This window comes from Pantoea sp. JGM49, from assembly GCF_018257655.1.
Lineage (GTDB): Bacteria > Pseudomonadota > Gammaproteobacteria > Enterobacterales > Enterobacteriaceae > Pantoea > Pantoea communis.
In genome coordinates, this window is record NZ_JAERJM010000005.1 from 255,542 (window position 1) to 273,376 (window position 17,835).

General features: G+C 50.1%; 18 protein-coding genes. 8 read left to right on the forward strand and 10 right to left on the reverse strand.

Features of this window, described 5'->3' with window-relative positions:
• Positions 1-304: 304 nt before the first annotated feature.
• The 3 genes from JK231_RS11485 to JK231_RS25515 all read left to right on the forward strand — a co-directional run bounded on the left by JK231_RS11485 (position 305) and on the right by JK231_RS25515 (position 1,197).
• Positions 305-472, forward strand: coding sequence for a YhfL family protein (locus tag JK231_RS11485; RefSeq protein ID WP_071845640.1), 168 nt, complete (start codon positions 305-307; stop codon positions 470-472).
• Between the two features lie 358 nt (positions 473-830).
• A complete protein-coding gene (locus tag JK231_RS11490; RefSeq protein ID WP_097118187.1) occupies positions 831-1,043 on the forward strand; it encodes a cold-shock protein in 213 nt (70 codons plus the stop codon).
• Between the two features lies 1 nt (position 1,044).
• Positions 1,045-1,197 (forward strand): cold-shock protein, encoded by a 153-nt coding sequence (locus JK231_RS25515; RefSeq protein WP_283215670.1) that lies wholly within the window; start codon positions 1,045-1,047, stop codon positions 1,195-1,197.
• 62 nt (positions 1,198-1,259) lie between these two features.
• On the opposite strand, the gene JK231_RS11495 is transcribed toward JK231_RS25515, so the two are convergent.
• The 10 genes from JK231_RS11495 to JK231_RS11540 all read right to left on the reverse strand — a co-directional run bounded on the left by JK231_RS11495 (position 1,260) and on the right by JK231_RS11540 (position 12,769).
• Positions 1,260-3,302, reverse strand: a complete 2,043-nt coding sequence (locus JK231_RS11495; RefSeq protein WP_211728576.1) for a pyridoxamine 5'-phosphate oxidase family protein — start codon at positions 3,300-3,302, stop codon at positions 1,260-1,262.
• A 10-nt stretch (positions 3,303-3,312) separates the two neighbouring features.
• Positions 3,313-3,930, reverse strand: a complete 618-nt coding sequence (locus JK231_RS11500) for a glutathione S-transferase (RefSeq protein ID WP_160833122.1) — start codon at positions 3,928-3,930, stop codon at positions 3,313-3,315.
• A 342-nt stretch (positions 3,931-4,272) separates the two neighbouring features.
• Entirely contained in the window at positions 4,273-4,773 is a 501-nt protein-coding gene (locus JK231_RS11505) for a fimbrial protein (RefSeq protein ID WP_211728577.1), read from the reverse strand.
• Complete coding sequence (locus JK231_RS11510; protein WP_211728578.1) at positions 4,766-5,314, reverse strand: fimbrial protein; 549 nt, start codon at positions 5,312-5,314, stop codon at positions 4,766-4,768. Before JK231_RS11510 ends, JK231_RS11505 begins: the two co-directional genes overlap by 8 nt.
• An 84-nt stretch (positions 5,315-5,398) precedes the next feature.
• Positions 5,399-6,169 (reverse strand): fimbria/pilus periplasmic chaperone, encoded by a 771-nt coding sequence (locus JK231_RS11515; protein ID WP_160868832.1) that lies wholly within the window; start codon positions 6,167-6,169, stop codon positions 5,399-5,401.
• Positions 6,170-6,220: 51 nt separating this feature from the next.
• Positions 6,221-8,734, reverse strand: a complete 2,514-nt coding sequence (locus JK231_RS11520; protein ID WP_249221675.1) for an outer membrane usher protein — start codon at positions 8,732-8,734, stop codon at positions 6,221-6,223.
• A gap of 14 nt (positions 8,735-8,748) precedes the next feature.
• Entirely contained in the window at positions 8,749-9,297 is a 549-nt protein-coding gene (locus tag JK231_RS11525) for a fimbrial protein (protein ID WP_141399012.1), read from the reverse strand.
• 76 nt (positions 9,298-9,373) lie between these two features.
• Positions 9,374-9,913: a hypothetical protein gene (locus tag JK231_RS11530; protein ID WP_034823335.1), complete on the reverse strand. Its 540-nt coding sequence runs from the start codon at positions 9,911-9,913 to the stop codon at positions 9,374-9,376.
• 534 nt (positions 9,914-10,447) lie between these two features.
• A complete protein-coding gene (locus JK231_RS11535) occupies positions 10,448-11,842 on the reverse strand; it encodes an MFS transporter (protein ID WP_211728579.1) in 1,395 nt (464 codons plus the stop codon).
• A gap of 153 nt (positions 11,843-11,995) precedes the next feature.
• Positions 11,996-12,769, reverse strand: coding sequence for a hypothetical protein (locus JK231_RS11540; RefSeq protein WP_211728580.1), 774 nt, complete (start codon positions 12,767-12,769; stop codon positions 11,996-11,998).
• Between the two features lie 430 nt (positions 12,770-13,199).
• Between JK231_RS11540 and JK231_RS11545 the strand changes: the two genes are divergently transcribed.
• The 5 genes from JK231_RS11545 (at position 13,200) to JK231_RS11565 (ending at position 17,821) form a co-directional block, all read left to right on the forward strand.
• Complete coding sequence (locus JK231_RS11545) at positions 13,200-14,162, forward strand: LysR family transcriptional regulator (protein WP_097118095.1); 963 nt, start codon at positions 13,200-13,202, stop codon at positions 14,160-14,162.
• Positions 14,163-14,574: 412 nt separating this feature from the next.
• Positions 14,575-16,029: an NAD(P)/FAD-dependent oxidoreductase gene (locus JK231_RS11550; RefSeq protein WP_211728581.1), complete on the forward strand. Its 1,455-nt coding sequence runs from the start codon at positions 14,575-14,577 to the stop codon at positions 16,027-16,029.
• Positions 16,026-16,508, forward strand: a complete 483-nt coding sequence (locus JK231_RS11555) for a hypothetical protein (RefSeq protein WP_211728582.1) — start codon at positions 16,026-16,028, stop codon at positions 16,506-16,508. The genes JK231_RS11550 and JK231_RS11555 overlap by 4 nt, the downstream gene beginning before the upstream one ends.
• A complete protein-coding gene (locus tag JK231_RS11560) occupies positions 16,505-17,071 on the forward strand; it encodes a peroxidase-related enzyme (RefSeq protein WP_045814738.1) in 567 nt (188 codons plus the stop codon). The genes JK231_RS11555 and JK231_RS11560 overlap by 4 nt, the downstream gene beginning before the upstream one ends.
• A 12-nt stretch (positions 17,072-17,083) precedes the next feature.
• Positions 17,084-17,821 carry an amino acid ABC transporter ATP-binding protein gene (locus tag JK231_RS11565; protein WP_097118092.1) on the forward strand — a complete coding sequence of 246 codons (738 nt, stop codon included), beginning with the start codon at positions 17,084-17,086 and terminating at the stop codon, positions 17,819-17,821.
• Positions 17,822-17,835 lie beyond the last annotated feature (14 nt).

The following is a 17,835-nucleotide window of genomic DNA, read 5'->3' on the forward strand; positions in this document are numbered from 1 at the left end:
TCGATCCATTGTTAATATGGATGAGTTAGGTGTTTAGTCTATATCAGGCGTATTATTTTAAGGCATATCTGACGCTTTTATTATTGTCAGGTTTTGACTACAAATTTTTCAGATAATGTGTCCATTGAAAAGGGATTATGAATATTGTGTTTGATAGTGGGATTAATCGATAATTTCCGGCTTAGGAGCCTTGAGCTCTTAACTTCACACTCTAATGATTATTAAAGGTTTTATTAATTCCTGTTAATACTCACGAGATGAAATTAATCAGTTAAAAACACTTTTAACAAATGGACGCGTTATTATGAATAAGCTCATTAAGTTTTCAATTGCCGCTGCGGTAGTGACTCTGCTGTCTGGGTGTACTGGAAGCGTGTACAACAAAGAAAAGAACTGTGATTACGATTATCTGCTTCATCCGGCTGTTTCTATCTCGAAAATTATTGGCGGTTGTGGGCCAGTAGATAAATAGTCTGCATGATGATCAGCGGCCAGTTATGCCAGTTAACTGGCCGCAACACCTTTAAATCCCTGAAAAATCTGAAAGAAAAAAATATCATGTTGTTTTAAAAGGGGTTTATTTTATTTTAAGAGTATTAATCATAAGGATGGAAAGTTTATTGTTCTTTTATCTTGCAATGTTGCATTAGACATGCGTAAATGAACTTCAGTCTGATATGCAGACAGTTTCAAAGTTAGTTCACAGTTTATCTCTCATCTACGTCAGTGCCGAAAACAAGCCCTTTCTCTTTGAGTTTTATCTCAGTCCTGATTTTTCTCTGCGATTCAGTTTACTCAGCCTCACGGCAAAAAAAGAAAAGGTATTAATTATGTCTAATAAAATTCTCGGTACTGTAAAGTGGTTCAATTCTGAAAAAGGTTTCGGTTTTATTACCCCTGAAAATGGCGGCAAAGATGTCTTCGTACATTTCTCTGCTATCACCGGTAGTGATTTCCGCTCCCTTGAAGAGGGGCAGCATGTTGAATTCTCCGTACAAGATGGACCGAAAGGCCCTTCAGCAATCAATGTTACAGGTCTCTAATATTAATTTGTTCACCTATTTTATGAGATGTCCTCAGTGTCAGGGCTCTCAATACCGTAAGTCAGTATTTGATGTCAGCCCCAAAAATCCTCACGGTGCGACCTGCATTTTCTGCAAGTCCTCGATGATTGAGCTTAAAAATATTGCTGCATAAACGCAGGTTTGCACTACTTTTCGTGTAACGTCCTCACGCTGTATCTGAACGACAATCCCGCGTTATAACTCGAGCTGAATCGGCTCGATATCGCCATTCTGCTGTGCCGGCTGCGCGCAGCAGATTAATATCTCCCCCTCTGCCACGCTGGCACTCGGCGCAGTCGGGTAGGTTACCGCTCCCTTTAGAATCCGCGTTTTGCACGATCCGCAATGTCCTTCACGACAGCTGTACTCCGGGCTAAGACCGCGTGCTTCGGCCAGTTCCAGCAGCGATCCGCTATTCGGCATCCAGCGCGCCTCTTTGGCTGAGTTCATAAACATCACGGGTATGGATTGCGTCGAAATCGGAAGTAAGGTTTGTTCTGTTTGCTGCGCATCCATGCGGCGCTGCAGCGAGGACGGGTCAAAGGCTTCGGCGTGAATACGGCTATCCGCGATATTGTAGCTGCGCAGCCCGTCATATAACGCCTGCGTAAATTGCGGCGGGCCGCACAGGTAAAAGTCGTAGTCGTTAAAGGGCAGCACCTGTGAAAGCAGCGCCATATCGATGCGCCCAGCGACATCGTAATCGAATCCTGATTCTGCCTCCTCTGGCTGGCTCAACACGCGCACCATTTTGCATGCGCCCTGTGAGGCCGCCAGCAACGCATCCAGTTCACGGACAAAAGGGCGTTCCGCTTTGTTGCGCGCGGACTGGATAAAGTAAGTGGGGCGCATGCGCTGTTTGCTGCGTCCTTCATAAACCAGATGGCGCAGCATCGCCAGCATCGGGGTGATGCCGACGCCCGCCGCAATTAAAACCGCTGGGCGTGTCTCTTGCGCATTGATAGTGAAATCACCGGCTGGCGCTCGCGTTTCAAGACTGTCGCCAACCTGTAGATGATCGTGCAGATAGCGCGAGACCACACCATCGCGCTTGACGCTGATGCGGTAAAAACCGTCCGACGGCGCAACCGACAGGGTGTAGTGACGAATCAGCGGTTTGTCTGTACCGGGCAACTGCACGCGAATCGGCAGGTGTTGTCCTGCCTGATGTGGCAGCAAACCGGCGCCATCATCCGGCATCAGATGAAACGAGCGAATCGACGCGCTCTCATCCACAATCTTCGTCACCCTAAACGGCCGCCAGCGTCGCGCCAGTTCGCTGGCACGCAGGCGTTCGGCAGCCGATTGCCAGTCACCCGTCATTTCTGACACCGGTGAGATACCGCCTGCTTTCGTTTCCCAGCGCAAGGCGAGGGCGGCATGACGACGCACGATGCGGCGCGGGCGGAATGTCCACAACCGTTCGGCGCCCTGGAATGCAGCGATCTCCGGCGAGTCGAGGATCACGCTGGCATCGCCGGTCATCTGCAGCGTATCGCCGCTGCGGTAATCCATAAACAGCAGCCCGGCTTTGCCGTTTTGCTGGATGTTGCCGAGCGTGGAGAAAAACAGGTTGCCGTTAAAATCGGGAATGGTCAGCAGGCCATCTTCATCGACTCTAACAAAGCCGGGTTTGCCGCCGCGATGCGAGGCATCAACCTGATGCTCGGCATAAGTCGCAACGTAAAACGTATCGGCGGTGGCGATGGTGTTGCGGGCCGCCTCATCGAGCGTGCTGAGCACTTCAACCTCACCTATAGCAGGCTCATTAGGCGAACGAGCAAAGCGGAAATCGCGCAGCTGAATATAGCGCGGACAGTTGCCGAAACTCTGCTCCACCTGTACCCGAAAGCCACCGCCAATCGCGCTCAACACGCCGTTCATGCGGTTACGGCGACGGGTGTGCAACTCAATGCCGAGCAGGCCAACCGGAGCGCCATCAGTGAACCCGGCAGCAGCCGGATCGCGGGCATCCGGCTGGGCGGCAATATCCAGCGTGGTGGCATTGGGCGAGAAAATAAAACCGGGCTGGCCTTCCAGCAGCGTAACCCAGGCATCGCCTCGCGGGTCCACGCTGCCTACCACGATAAACGGCAATTGCGCGTAGAAGTCGCGGTGCTGGTCGGGCATATAATCGCGAATCACACGCTGACCGACCTCCGCCATGCGTTCGGCCACGCCCGCTTGCTGCTGCAGGGCTATTTCACCTGCATGCCATACCGGAAGTTTCTCGCCCATGATAGTTAACTCACGCGATGCTGCGCAGACCGGCAGCGGTTTGCGGGAAGGGAACAAAGCCCGGCAACGCTTCAATACGGCGTAACAGCGCATTGACCGCTGGATAGCCAGAGAGATCCACATTGCCTTCCGGCGCGCCGATCAGGTAGCTGTACTGTGCGATATCCGCGATGGTTGGGCGATCGCCGACCAGCCATTCACGCCCGGTAAGATGTTGATCCATCAGCGCCAAAATGGTGTGCGCACGGGCGATCACTTCGTCAGGGTTGAACGGGCGGCCAAAAACGGTAATCAAGCGTGCCGCACAAGGGCCATAAGCCAGTTCGCCTGCCGCCACCGATAACCAGCGCTGTACCTGCGCCGCGCCCAGCGCATCTTCGGGCAGCCACTCACTGCGGCCTGATTTTTTCGCCAGATAAACCAGAATGGCGTTGGAGTCGGAGATATACACGCCGTCATCTTCCAGCACCGGCACCTGGCCGAATGGGTTGATGGCGAGAAACGCCGGGGATTTGTGTTCACCGTTAGCGAGATCAACATCAATCACCTCGTGTGGCAGGTCGAGCAGGGACAGGAACAGACGTGCACGGTGCGCATGACCAGAAAGCGGGAAGTGGTAGAGTTTCATCATCAGTGTCCTTTAGTGGTGGCCGGGATGATCCCGAACCCTGTCTAAAGGTTGGCACAGCCTGTGGCGCGGCAGAATAGCCGGGTTTGCGAAGTCATTATTGCGAAAAATGGAAGAATGGCGGGCAGTGTTGATGCTGCTTTGAAATTGACTGGTGTTTGCCATTGCTAATCCATGTGACGGCATCGCGTGCAATAGGCTTGCGAAGCTTCACTGCTAAGCCGTTTACGGAATGCGATGCCTTCACACGGAAACTTAATTACATTTATGGCCATTCCTCTGGATATTTTTCAATGAAATTGAAAAGATTAAAAAACTTCATTAACCATACACATGTACCATCTACTGATATTCAACCGTCAGCATTGCTGTCGCAGAGAATGATCCCAGGCTAATCCCACCCGTACTGTTTCTCACTAAGACAGCCGTTAAATTAGGCTGATCAGGATAGGTAAAGTTGAACCAATCGTTGACTGGCACCTTAACGCCATCATATTTAAGCTCAATGGCCAGGTTATTTTTGTTAGTACTCAATAGGGTTGAGTTAAACGCAGCTCCCGTGCCTGAAAACTGCATTTTTAGCAGTTTTGATACCGTAGCAGGGCATTCAAGTGTGTACGATAGCGTTCTTTCATAATTTTTCCCGTTAATCGTCGAAGCGAGAATACCTTTACCAAAATCGACAGCAATGTCGTTTCCTTTGTTGAGATCACAGGGCGGCGCGAGGACTTTAACTTTAACGCTGGCTCCTACAGAAAAAGCATATCCAGACTTAGTCGGAGCCAGGCTCATTAAGCATATGGCAGCACAAGTGTATGCAAGTGGAGAGACCAGACTATTCATAGCTCAACCTGAAATTTATGTTGGCAGAGTAGTTTCCTGCTCTTAATTCGCCTCGAGTGCGTTCCGCAGTAATGTAATAAACGACCTGGCTATCATCAGGTTTTAATAACACTGGTTTGCCTCGTTGACCAATAATAATATTATTGAGTGATGCATCTTTTAAACGTAATCCGATACCCTTAACCCCCTGGGCCTGAAAAAGCTGTGGATTAGCCGCATCCTCTACGCCAGTGAAAGAAAACGACACAGCCGGTTGATGCGCGCTCCAGGCAACATTATCTCTCTCCCGTTGAGGGTCTGATGCATTACGTAAACAATCATGTAATTTTAGCGACACAGGAATTAATGGGCCCTGGTCACCGACATTATGGAAGTTTGCTGTCGTAATGTTACCTAAATCAATCGACTGGTCGGCTGAATGCATATCCAGATAGCATGCACTTTCAGTTAACGTCCCATAAACGCGCAATACACCAAAGTGGCTCTCAATTGTGCCATTTTTAAACACTGCTAATGCCAGCGGTGAAAATAATAATGCCATGATGGAAACGCATATGTGCAATGCCATGCATTTTTGAGTGGATTTCTTCTTAAACAAATTTATTCTCACATTCATTGTGCCAAATCATCCATTGTGTTGCGGATCCACATGACATTCGTTTCCCTTACAACTGAATATCAGCGATGGCTGGCCACCGTAATCATTCACGTAAACTAAAACCGGGCTCTTACCCAAAGATGATGCACTTCCCCCCAGTGGAGCCTGACTGAAAGGAGGGATCATAATGGATTCAAAACCTTTAATAACGTTGCCTTCTTTCTTGGCGCTTGCACCAATCAGGGTAATGTAATAAGGAGTGGGATTTTTAACTGTATATTGGTCACCCGATTTTATTAATGTCATTTTTTCCTGAAAAGGCGTTGCATGCTGAGCCGCAGCGGCTTCGGCTAAATCTGCCGGACGATAGAAAAACTTGATCCGTGTTTGTAATGCAATCTGCAGGACATTAGGTTTGTCACTTTTAGGTGGGATCTCTCTTAAATTAAAGTAAAAGAGCGATTCACGATCGTTAGGAAGTTTTTTAAATGCCTCAGATGAGGTTAAAGCCTGAACTTTGACCTGGCTTTCTTCTTTCGGTTCGATACGTTGAATCGGAGGAACGACGATAAAAGGACTGTTATTTTCAAGTTTTTCGTCTTTATCATTCTCAAGCCAACCCTGAGCGAGATAAGGCAGCGATTCATTTTTGTTACTGACCGTTAAACTGACTGATTTTTCTGAACCCGGATAGATGACTCGCGTTCGGTCAAGAGAGACCGCTGCCACGGCAGATTGGATGCCAGCGCTGATTGTTAATGTGATAATGGCTGCTTTTTTAAATGTAAATTTTTTCATGAAAATTCATCTCTTAATTATAAAATCTTATCTTTATAAATGATTTCTTGATTAAACTTTAATGCAAGGAAGCAGTAAGTTTGTGGTTATTTCATGGCTTAGATTCAGTGGAGGCGTTATTGTGCACTGATCGGCATTGTTCCAGCGTACCGTCATTGCTTCGCCAGGCTGAATACCGCTCAGATAAACATTGCCATCATCATTGATAATGCCAGTTTCCTGATTTTTTAGATTAAATACACTTGCGCCAAATGGCGGTGCTGAACCATCTTCAAGGCGGACCGTAGCGATGGCTTTTCCACCATGGGTGACATTGAACGTGCGGTAGCCAATAGCACCCTCAGTTAAAGTACCTTGTGAAACGGATTTCATTACCTCAATGTCATCAGCTAATTTATCGACGTTAATTCGGATGCTATTACGATAGTAACTATTAATATCCGTAATGACGGCTTTACCAAAATAGTTGGTGTTGATCGAGTGACCGAAGCCGGATACCGGCACACCCGCAACGCCATCAGTATCAACTAACATGCGTGTTCTACCCGCAACGCTACTACTGTGAAATGCTCCACCCTTTGGAGTCAGAGTCGCACCGCCTTGCAGTGACATCCCCAATGCTTGATATTGACTCTCACGGTAACTCACAGATGTGTTTAATTGTGCGAGGCTGCCTTTGTGAGTGTAATAACCTCCTATATCGGTATTACTGTTAGCCACGCCCGCGCTAATCTGATAGGAATCAGCATCACCCATGCGGTCATAATAACTCACGCTATTCAGGTTATTTCCTTTCGAGTAAGAGCCATTGTAACTGGCGGTACCTGATTGTCCCCATGGTAACGACAATGACATATATACGCCTTTGTCATTGTTTTGACCCAATACGCTGCGATATGCAGTTAATGACAGACTGATATTTTTAAACTTCATCAAATCCATGTTTTTGGATAATGAGAAGTCATAGCGATCATTTGCTTGCTGATTCCAGTACGTCTGATGGTTGTAATTAAGGTAAGTAGCAAGGTTCAGTGATTCAAATTGCTGGTTCAAAGAAACCGTGTACATTTCCTTGCTGCGTCCGCTATCGACATTACCTTTTAAACCATTGAGGTAATCGCCCATCGAACGAAAACCATCATCTGAAAAACGATAGCCAGCAAAAGTTACCTGGCTGCCGGATTCCTCAAATCGTTTGGCATAACTGGCGCGCCACGCATTGCCTCTCTGAGTGTCACGGTTATGGTCCTTTAAATTTGAGACAGTGACATCTGTAGATATTGCGCCCAGTGCAAGTAAGTCCCGGCCAAGGCCAAGAGACAGGGCATGGTAGTCACCACCGCCCATTCCACCGGTGTACAGGGACCAACCATTACTGATTCCCCATGAAAGTTCGCCCGTCGCGAAGAGTGGCCCTTCAGTGTGATGTGCGAAATTTGAAGGTCTGCCTATTGAGGACTTGTATCTAATCTGTCCTGGGCGGGTCAGGTAAGGGATAGTGGCTGTATTGACCTGAAATTGTTCAATATTGCCATTCTGTTCTTCAATGCGAACATCCAGATTGCCGGAAACGGCGCTATCAAGGTCCTGAATGCGGTACGGGCCTGCCGCTACTTGCACCTCTTTAATGACGCGACCCTGCTGGCTGATGATGACTTTGGCGTTACTTTTCGCCACACCACTGATCTCAGGAGCATAGCCGCGGAGGTTCGGGGGCAGCATGTTGTCATCTGTCGCCAGACTTAAACCCGTGAAACGAAAGCCATCGAAAATCGATGAGTTCAGATAGTCTTCGCCCAGCGTTAATTTGGCACCCAGTCTTTTTATTGCCCTAAACGCATAAAACCGTTTCCAGTCCCAGTTCTGCGGAGTTTGTGCGCCGCCACCTGCAGATTGATGGTCATATCGACCCTGCCAATCCGCACGTACGCGCCAGGCACCCAGATTGGCACCGGTCGTGCCATTACCCGATAAATTTGTATGACTTTTACTGCCTACCGCATTTTGCTTAATGGTCTGAAAATTGAGGTTATAGTCAAACAGCGCACCCGCTATGCCTTCTTCCCATCGTGCGGGGGGATCCCATGAAGAACTGCTATATTCCAAAAAAGCTTGAGGAATGTTGATCAGTAACGTTGATTTACCTAAATCAGCTCGCGTTGACATCCCTGCAACACTGTTCAGATTTAAGCATTCCCCGTGATGCCACCATTGAAGCTGCGAGGAGAACTTATCCTTCAAACCCAGAAGAGGAATGAGTTCCTGAGTGATACAGGCTAAGGTTTCATTTTCGTTTTCTTCAGAGGCATAGAAATTGACCACGCGTTCTGGCAGCGTGATTGAATTGATGTTTATTGCGAGAGTATATGCACCAGGTAAAATAAATCCCTTACGTGCAAACTGGCTAATGTCGATATTGCTACGATCTTTAAGATCCAGCACATCAGTATTGAACTGAATGTCTGAGCCAGCGAGCGTGCTTCTCGCTCCCAGGATGCAGGAAAAAAATACTAATATGCTTATAAATGAAATGGCAAATGCATGCCAAAAAAAACGCATCAGCATAATAGTTTCCCTTTTTAATTGTAATCTATTCTAAATCGAAGTGTTAAATGTAGGTCGCCTGAGCGAATGACGTCCTTGTTACCAATCAGGTTTAGTCGGTAGTTAAATTGCATATCACTGTTTAATTTGCTCTGACTCAGATGTTTTCCGGGAAAGGCTAGATTTCCATGGTGATCGCTAATCATCATTGCTATGCCGTTTGCAGAACCTGATACTTTAAAATGCCCCCCATCTTCCTCACCATCGAACATGAGTTTAATCGTGGTTATTTCAGCTTGCTGTGTGTCGTTTTCAAACAACATGCAACCTAACAAAGCGATTGAGAAGAAGTGGTTTGGCCCACGACCTACTTTTATTATTTCGCTAACGGGATGGTTTCCGATATTTATCGTCTGGTCGGGCGAACCTAAACTAATACTGCAAGCGGCTCCAACAATGGACCCAGTAATGTGCACTTGTGAGATACTTTCACCCGCGGCAAAGGCACCTTTCGCCAGCATCGATATATGTATGATGGTCAGTAGAATCACGGGTTTAAAACTACCTGAAATCATACGCTTCAAAGATTCGTTCCCAGTTTATCCAGTTGAAAAAACCTGCGACAAAATCGCCGCAGGTTAAGGGGAGAGAAATGGCCGATTAGTTGTAGCTCAGCACAAAGTTCGCAGGCACCTGGAATGTGCCGGGAACGATGGTTGCAGTAGATCCACCACCCTTAACATTGGCGGTGAAGGTCAGGGTATTGCTGCCGTTGAATACTTGCTGGGCGGCAGTTGGGGTATTAATTTTCACTTTCTCACCGTCATTGGTGAACATCTGGATTGATGCACCTCGTGCGGTACCGCCGGTCAACGCAAGGCTTTCTGGATCATAGGAAGAGGTTGCACCGGTGAAGCGTGCAGTCACTTTGTCATTCGTACCGGCAGTGGCGATAACACAATCTTCCAGTTCGATTTTAAAAATCTGAGGGGTTGAGCTACCCGTGTTGCCACTGTCTGCCAGCAGCACGTTAGAAATAGCACCCAGCGATACAGTTTGATCTAATGATCCTGGAGCAATAGAACACGGAGAATCAATAATTGAACCGGTGAAAGTCACTTTACCTGTGTTTCCTGCAGCGTAGACAGAGGAAGCAGTAAACAGGCTTAATACGGACAGGGCGATAATACACTTTTTCATTTAATATCTTCCATTTTGTTTGCCGATGTTTTTATATTTAAAACATGGTGTTCACTGATGCTTCATCAGAGGTGTAAGCGATGTATTACGCCTTTATATTGACGAAGTGTCAGTATTTGCACACTGCTATCAGGTGCTCCTTGAATATGCAGGTTAGAAACTGCACGATTCATTTTCGCTCAGCCTTATGATTCTTTTTATTGGCGTCGTTGGAAGGTATTATGAATAGCGATCAATCTGATGAAAATAAGATTTATTTTCTGATGATGTAGTGAGTGAATGGGCTATTTGTCAGGGATGTATTACAAATGAAGTGATAAAAGGATAGAGGAAACAGGATGTCGATATTTTAATCTGAATAACCTATCGATCCAATTGCTGAAAACTATAACATCGCAAGATAGCGTTTAATGTGAGCAGCGTCGGAAATATTACGAGAACAGTTAATGATACTTATTAATAAGCCATGATTCTCCTGATGAGCTAGCCATGAATAAAGCCGCCCACGCATTATCCGCGCAGGCAGTTTTATTGTTAACGACTCAGCACCTGTGCTCCGGCATTTTTCTCCAGCCGCCAGACATCAAACAAGGACACCAGCACCAGCAAAGCTACACCCGCGAAAGCGATATGAATGTCATTCTGCTTAATGGTTGCATGTTCGTGCCACAGCATGGCTCCGCGTAAGAACAGGGCGGCAAGTGCAATGCCGGCGCTCATGCTGAACTGGAAGAAGATACTAAACACCACAGAGGCGTTACTCATTTTGGCCTGGGGTACATCGGCAAACCCTAAGCTGTTGTAACAACTGAACTGCAGCGAGCGCGACAACCCGCCGATAAACAGAATGGCAGCAATCGCGAAATAGCCAAGTGAAGGGCTGAGCAGCAGGCAACCCAACATTGCGACCAGGCTGATTAAGCCGTTCACCATTAGCACCTGACGAAAGCCAAATCGCTTCATTAGCCAGGTGGTGGCCGGTTTCATCGCCAGATTACCGGCAAATACCCACAGCACCATGGCGCCTGCCTGCGCAGCACTCCAGCCAAAGCCAAGCTGGAATAGCAGAGGAAGCAGAAACGGCACGGCGTTTATCGAAGCACGAAAAAGTGAACCGCCCACAACGGCATTTCGGAAAGTATCAATAGTCATGGCACTGAACGGCAACAGCGGTTGCGGATGGCTGAAGCTGTGGCGATAGGCCAGCACACTGCACAACACGCCAAGTAACAGCAATGGAATGCCAAGGCTGAGATGCATTTGTCCTAGCGCTTCCAGGGAGATAATCAGCGCCGTGCAGGCGGTAGCGGTCAGCACAAATCCGCGCACATCAAACGGACGCGGTTGTTCTGCTTTAAACTGGGGCACCAGATAAACGGTGGCAACAATGGCGATAATGCCGAGCGGGATATTGAGCCAGAAGATCCACGGCCAATGTCCGTAAGTCACTATCAAGCCACCGAGCGGTGGACCGAGCACCGGGGCAATCAATCCTGGCCAGGTAATAAAGGCGATGGTTTTCACCATGTCCTTTTTTTCGGTCACACGAAGCACTACCATACGACCGACTGGCACCATCATCGCGCCGCCAATGCCCTGCAAAACGCGGCTTAACGTGAACATTGGCAGGGTATCGCTGAGCCCACACAGTATCGACGCAACAGTAAATACCAGAATTGCACAGGCAAACACCGTGCGCGCTCCGTAGCGTTCCGCTAACCAGCCGCTCATCGGAATACCCACCGCCACAGCCAGTAAATATGCACTCACACCCACGTTAAGCGCTACCGGGCTGGCAGCGAAATCGCGCGCCATTTGGGGAATAGCGGTGGTGATGACGGTGGCGTCGAGGTTTTCCATAAAGAAGGTGACTGCGACCAGCAGCGCGAGCAACAGGGGGCGGTTAGCTGGGATGCCATTCTGCGTCATAACGCCATTCCTTTCTCTTCCATGCGATTCAGGATTAGGGAGAGAATAGTTTCGGGCGCAATCGTTTTCTATGCAAGTTTAGCGATAAAAAACCCGGCAATTGCCGGGCCGTGAGGACAGGAGCTGATTAGATGCGGTCTCTTTACTGACGGCTCAGGGTAGGTTGATCACAATGGTACCGCTGCCGCTCTTATCACCGGGCGTGGGATTTGTTGCCCTTAATGTTGAGGATACTGTATGGGTAGAGTTGCCGCTGGACAGATAAATAGAACCTGAGCTGCGCCCATCAAAAGTGAGTGTTGAAGTCACTCCGCCACCCAGGTTTATGGTACCGCCCAGGCTGCCGATAGTGGCTGAGGTGGCGCGATTACAGTATACATTGATAGAAACGCTATCCTGCTTTCCGTTCACTTTGTCAGCCTGCAGTGAGCCATGATTGATGTTAGGAGATCCAGAGAATGAGCAACTGGTAGGAACCGGGGGGAGAGAAACTGTGCGGCATGAAGTGCCAGGTTGGTTTCGATAATTAGCGCCTAAAGCATTTGTTCCGCCACCCACACAAATCGAATAGGGTGGGGAACCTAAAGGTAAAATTGCGGTAAAAGAGGCGCTAGCGGGGTAATTGCGTAAAAAAGTAATGTTGGCATTTGACCAGGTATCTGTAGCGGGCATTCCGCCGCTGCCACTATGTAGCGCATAGCGTGTTGTTGCAGTTGCTCCCGAGCTGTTCACTACCCAAATGCCGAATCCACAATACCTAACGCCACATCCAATGTGTGAAGTGGCATTTCCACCGGAAGCGCTGTAGCTTATTTCAATTCTGGAGGAACCCGCAGGAATTTCAGCGCGAGTAATACTGATCACTGCCTTCGCACTTAGAGAAATGAGTGAAAGAAATAACAAAATGAATACATATGAGACTTTCATATTATTCCTGGTGGTTAAGGTAAGTCAGGAGAAATTGAAACTAAAAAATGTGCAAACTTGTTATTTCACTGGAGTAATAACGAGTAGTTGAATCTGTAATGACTTTTTGATTGTAGTTTTTATTGTATTTTAAATATGTCAGTGGATGAGATTGTATATGTCATTATCACCCGCTATTTATGTAATGTATGCCCTACAGCTTGTTAATCCACTGCTTGCTAAACTCCGACTCCAATAGGCTGTGCTAAAATTGTGATTACTCGTAAAGACATTGCATATACTTCTCATTCGACACCTTGGCCTCACTCATTTTTAATGGGCATCGTTGGCAGTATTCATTGAGTGGCTAATTCGCGTAACTCTCTCTATGATGGATTTTTTCCCGGATGATTGTCGGGAACGATCAATGACTTAGGGAAGTAACCACGCGATGACTCCATTAAACGACCTCGATCTGCGTCAGCTGGAAGCCTTCTCGGCGGTAATTTCAGCCGGCAGCGTGACGGCGGCCGCCAAAGCACTAAACCGCTCGCAGCCCGCCGTTTCCCGCCTGATTCAGGAGCTGGAGCAGTCGCTGGGTTATCCGCTGTTTATCCGCAACGGCCCGCGTATTCACCCCTCGGAAGAAGCACTGCAGCTGCATCAGTATGTGCAGAAAGCGCTGCTGTCGCTGCAACAGATCCGCTTGCGCGCACAAGAGATCGCGCATCAGCAGCATCGCCCACTCAGTATTGCTGCCACGCCCGCACTGGCCGCCGGGTTATTGCCGCAGGCACTGGCCGCACTCAATTTACAGAACAAAGTGCAAATCATCAGTGAGTCTGCCGTACAGACGGCACATGCGGTGATTACCGCTGAAGCAGACATCGGTTTGTGCAGCTTGCCGCTGGAGCATCATGCGGTGGAGTTGCACTGGATTGGGCAATCACAGTGCGTAATTGCGCTACCGGAAGAGGATGAACTGGCGGCACACAGTGCGCTTTCGCTGAGCCAGCTTGCTGGCCGCCGTTTGATTGCACCGTGGAGTCCGCAACGCCTGCGTAGTCGTTACGAAAAAGCGCTGAAGAAAGTCAAAGCGCCGCTGCTGGAAACAATCGAAACCAACTCATCGGCAAATATTCTGGGCTGCGTGCGTGCCGGATTGGGCGTGGCGATCCTCGAACCGGTCACCGGCTGGGGCATGCCGCTGGCCGGAGTGGCGATCCGTCCGATTCAGGAAGACATCCCTTACTTCTTTGGCGTGATCACGCCGCAAGGCCGGCAGATTTCCAGCGCCGCCCAGGCACTGGTGGAAGCGCTGGCAGACGCCGCTACTCAGCTGCTGCCAGGGTTTGAACGTCTGCCTGCCAGTGAACATCCGCGCATCATGCGAGTGATAAACCAGGAGTCATAGCGGGGCAATTGAGTTCATCCAACTGCATTAGCGCTTCAATTATAGATGAAGCACATCGCTACGCATCTGAACCGAATGCATTAGGCACGCAATAGCCCTATTACACTACAGCGGCAGGATAAAGTTCCGCGGCTTCATGACTTATCAGGCGCGATGAATCCCTTCATTTTCAACGCTTATAACTTTTTCGGCATAAGATATAAGAAATCCATTGGTCAAATCCTGAGCGAAAATCTTGACTCACATTTAGGGCAAGAGGATTATGCGAAAACTTAGCTCCTATTATGCGTATTGATGATTGTTAGCTACCTATTATGCGTTTTATAGATAATTAAAAAGGTAGGATCATCGGCGTGTTTTCATCGTTTTCGCTCGCTCTCAACGCGATCGCTGACACCAGGGAAATCTCTCTATGACGTATGCCGCCAAAGGTCTTGCTGCATTAGAAGCTCAGCTTCAGCAGGATCTGGAATTTCTGGAACTGCCCGCCAAATCCTGGGTACCGGAACGCACCTTTCAGAGTGCGCCGGTACGCGATGTAGTGGTGATTGGAGCGGGCATGTGCGGTCTGGCGGCACTCGCCAAATTACAGTTCACCGGCATCAGCAATGTGGTGGCTTATGACGCCGCACCCGCTGGGCTGGAGGGGCCGTGGATCACTTTTGCGCGTATGGAAACCCTGCGCTCACCAAAAACGCTGCACGGCCCGGCTCTCGGCCTCGCGCAACTGACCTTCCGCGCCTGGTTCACGGCGCAGTGGGGCAAGGAGGCGTGGCAGGAGCTGGACAAAATCCCTAAAGCGCAGTGGATGGATTACCTGATTTGGTATCGCAAAGTGCTAAATCTGCCGGTGCACAACAACGTGCGCGTCACCAGCATTGCACAGGCCGGGGATTTGATTGCGCTGGATCTGGAGGGTGCTGAAACCGAGCGTGTTTACACGCGCCGTTTGGTGCTCGCCACCGGACGTTCAGGCCTCGGTGGCTTCGCCGTGCCGGATTTCCTGCGGGGCATTGATCGCCAGTTCTGGGCACACTCCGCTGATGACATCGATTTCACGGCCTTAAAAGGAAAGCGCATTGCGGTGATTGGTGCAGGCGCCTCGTCGATGGATAACGCGGCCACCGCGCTGGAACAGGGCGCTGCTGCCGTCGATCTGCTGATTCGCCGCAAAGAAATGCCACGCATCAACAAGATGACCGGCATTGGCAGCCAGGGCGTGGTGCACGGCATGCATCAGTTGCCGGATGCGTGGAAATGGAAATTTGTCGATTACACCGCCGCGACGCAAACGCCACCGCCGCGCTCTTCCACCCTGCGCGTATCCCGTCATGAGAACGCGCGCCTCTTCCTCGATTGCGGCATTAACGCCGTTAAACAGGAAGAAAACGGCCTGCTGATTGAAACCACCCAGGGCGCACTGCACTACGACTTTTTGATCGCCGCCACCGGCTTCACCAACGATTTTCACGGCCGCCCGGAGTTTGCCGCCATTGCGCCGCATATTCGCAGCTGGTCTGACGGTCGCTATCAACCTGAGATGGGCAATCCGCGCCACAGCCTGCTGGAAGCGCCGGATCTCGGCCCTTCATTCGAGTTCCGCGAACTGACGCCTGATGCCTGCCCGATGCTGGCACACATCCACTGCTTCAACGATGCCGCCATGCTGACGCACGGCAAAGTCTCCGGCGACATTCCTGCGGTAAGCGCCGGTGCCGATCGCCTGGTGCGCGGTATTACCGCCTCGCTGTTTGCCGAGGACGTCGAGCAGCACTACGCCAACTTACAAGCTTTTGACACCCCTGAATTACAGGGCGATGAATGGGTGGATTCAACCCCGTTACTAAAACAGGAGAACGCGTTGTGAGCGACGCTATTGATCAAGCAGCCGGATTAACACCAGATGAGGCGTTGTATCAGACGCGCCGCCTGCGTCCCGAATTTGTTGAGGGCGCGGAAGCGTGCCGTGTGTCAGTACTCGCGCCAGAAGAGGATCAGGGTTTACCTGCGGATCTGCGTCTGGCACTGGCGCAGCGTATGGCGGTGTTGAACTACGATGCGCCGCTGCAACGTGATTACCAGGCGCAGCTGGCGGCGTTAAATCCGTCTGAAGCCTTGCTGGCGCTGGCCTCGGGTTGTGCTGTGTCGGAAGAACCACTGGCCACGATTGCGCGCCATGCTGACATGGTGACGCAGCAGCCCATTCAGGCTACCGAACAGCATATTCGCTTGCTGGAGCAGGCCGGTTTGAGCAACCCGCAAATTGTTGCGCTCTCTGAGCTGATCGCCTTTGTTAACTTCCAGACGCGCGTGGCGGCTGGCTTACGTTTGATGAGGTCCGCATGATTCCGTCGGTAAATCTCAAGCCGCTGCACTGGCATCCGTATATCACGCCAGTGGATGTTGAACAGGCGACACCGGCGCAGCTCGATGCGATGAAAGTCACGCCGTCCAACAAGAAGATCTCAGAATACGTGCGCACGCTGGTGCACGATCCCGAGAGCTACACCGCACGTACCGGGCTGTTCAACGCCATTATGTATGTCGAAGGTGGCCTCGATCGTGCGGATCGTGAGCTGGGCGCATTAGGTGCTTCGATCGTCAACGGTTGCCGCTACTGTGCGGTAGTGCACGCGCGGCGTCATGCGCAGCTGGCCGACAGTGACGCCGTGGTCAGTGCCATCTATTTTGATAGAGCGGATGTATTAGGTGAACGCGATGCGGCGATCTACCGCTTTGCCCGCCGTTTATCGGTTACGCCTTCTGAGGCCACGCCGGAAGATGTGGCGGCACTGCGTGCCGTCGGCATGAACGATCAGGAGATTATCGATCTGATCCACGCCATCGCCATTTTCGGCTGGGCCAACCGTCTGATGCATGTGCTCGGCCATGCTGACCTGAACAAATAAGGGCTGCACCGGATGTTAGAACTCAACAATATTACGCTTGCTTACGGCAGCAATCCGATCCTCAAAGGGGTTGATCTGTCGGTAAAACGCGGCGATGTGGTGTCGATCATCGGGCCAAGCGGCACCGGTAAAACCACGCTGCTGCGCTGCATTAACTATCTGGCGAAGCCGTCAGCCGGGACCATTCAGCTGGATCAGATCCGCATGGATTATCAGTCACCGGATAAAGCGGCGATCCAGGCGATCCGTCTGCGCACCGCCATGGTGTTCCAGCAGTTTAACGTGTTCAAAAACATGACAGTGCTGGAAAACGTGATGGATCCGCTGATCGTCATCCAGCGTAAAACCAAACAGCAAGCGCGCGACATCGCCGTGCAGGAGCTGGAGCGTGTGGGTCTGGGTGCCAAGCTCGATCACTATCCGTCGCAGCTGTCTGGCGGCCAGTTACAGCGTACCGGTATCGCCCGTGCTTTGGCGGTGCGTCCGGATGTGATGCTGTTTGATGAACCGACCTCATCGCTCGATCCTGAGCTGGTGGGTGAAGTGCTGAAAGTGATTAAAGACGTGGCGTCATCCGGCATTACCTCGCTGCTGGTGACGCATGAGATGCAGTTCGCGAAGAGCATTTCGAATCGCATCGTGTTTATGGATCAGGGTGTCGTGGCCGCGCAGGGCAGTCCGACAGAGATGTTTGATAACCCAACCCTGCCGCGCCTTGCACAGTTCCTCAGTTCAGAACGAGCATTCTAATAATTAAAGGAATC

Coding starts and splice junctions, on each gene's coding strand:
- JK231_RS11545 (WP_097118095.1), top strand. CDS start 13,200: ATGACTCCATTAAACGACCTCGATCTGCGTCAGCTGGAAGCCTTCTCG.
- JK231_RS11515 (WP_160868832.1), bottom strand. CDS start 6,169: ATGAAAAAATTTACATTTAAAAAAGCAGCCATTATCACATTAACAATC.
- JK231_RS11535 (WP_211728579.1), bottom strand. CDS start 11,842: ATGACGCAGAATGGCATCCCAGCTAACCGCCCCCTGTTGCTCGCGCTG.
- JK231_RS11505 (WP_211728577.1), bottom strand. CDS start 4,773: ATGAATAGTCTGGTCTCTCCACTTGCATACACTTGTGCTGCCATATGC.
- JK231_RS11560 (WP_045814738.1), top strand. CDS start 16,505: ATGATTCCGTCGGTAAATCTCAAGCCGCTGCACTGGCATCCGTATATC.
- JK231_RS11510 (WP_211728578.1), bottom strand. CDS start 5,314: ATGGCATTATTATTTTCACCGCTGGCATTAGCAGTGTTTAAAAATGGC.
- JK231_RS11550 (WP_211728581.1), top strand. CDS start 14,575: ATGACGTATGCCGCCAAAGGTCTTGCTGCATTAGAAGCTCAGCTTCAG.
- JK231_RS11565 (WP_097118092.1), top strand. CDS start 17,084: ATGTTAGAACTCAACAATATTACGCTTGCTTACGGCAGCAATCCGATC.
- JK231_RS11520 (WP_249221675.1), bottom strand. CDS start 8,734: ATGCTGATGCGTTTTTTTTGGCATGCATTTGCCATTTCATTTATAAGC.
- JK231_RS11500 (WP_160833122.1), bottom strand. CDS start 3,930: ATGAAACTCTACCACTTCCCGCTTTCTGGTCATGCGCACCGTGCACGT.
- JK231_RS11530 (WP_034823335.1), bottom strand. CDS start 9,913: ATGAAAAAGTGTATTATCGCCCTGTCCGTATTAAGCCTGTTTACTGCT.
- JK231_RS11495 (WP_211728576.1), bottom strand. CDS start 3,302: ATGGGCGAGAAACTTCCGGTATGGCATGCAGGTGAAATAGCCCTGCAG.
- JK231_RS11490 (WP_097118187.1), top strand. CDS start 831: ATGTCTAATAAAATTCTCGGTACTGTAAAGTGGTTCAATTCTGAAAAA.
- JK231_RS11540 (WP_211728580.1), bottom strand. CDS start 12,769: ATGAAAGTCTCATATGTATTCATTTTGTTATTTCTTTCACTCATTTCT.
- JK231_RS11485 (WP_071845640.1), top strand. CDS start 305: ATGAATAAGCTCATTAAGTTTTCAATTGCCGCTGCGGTAGTGACTCTG.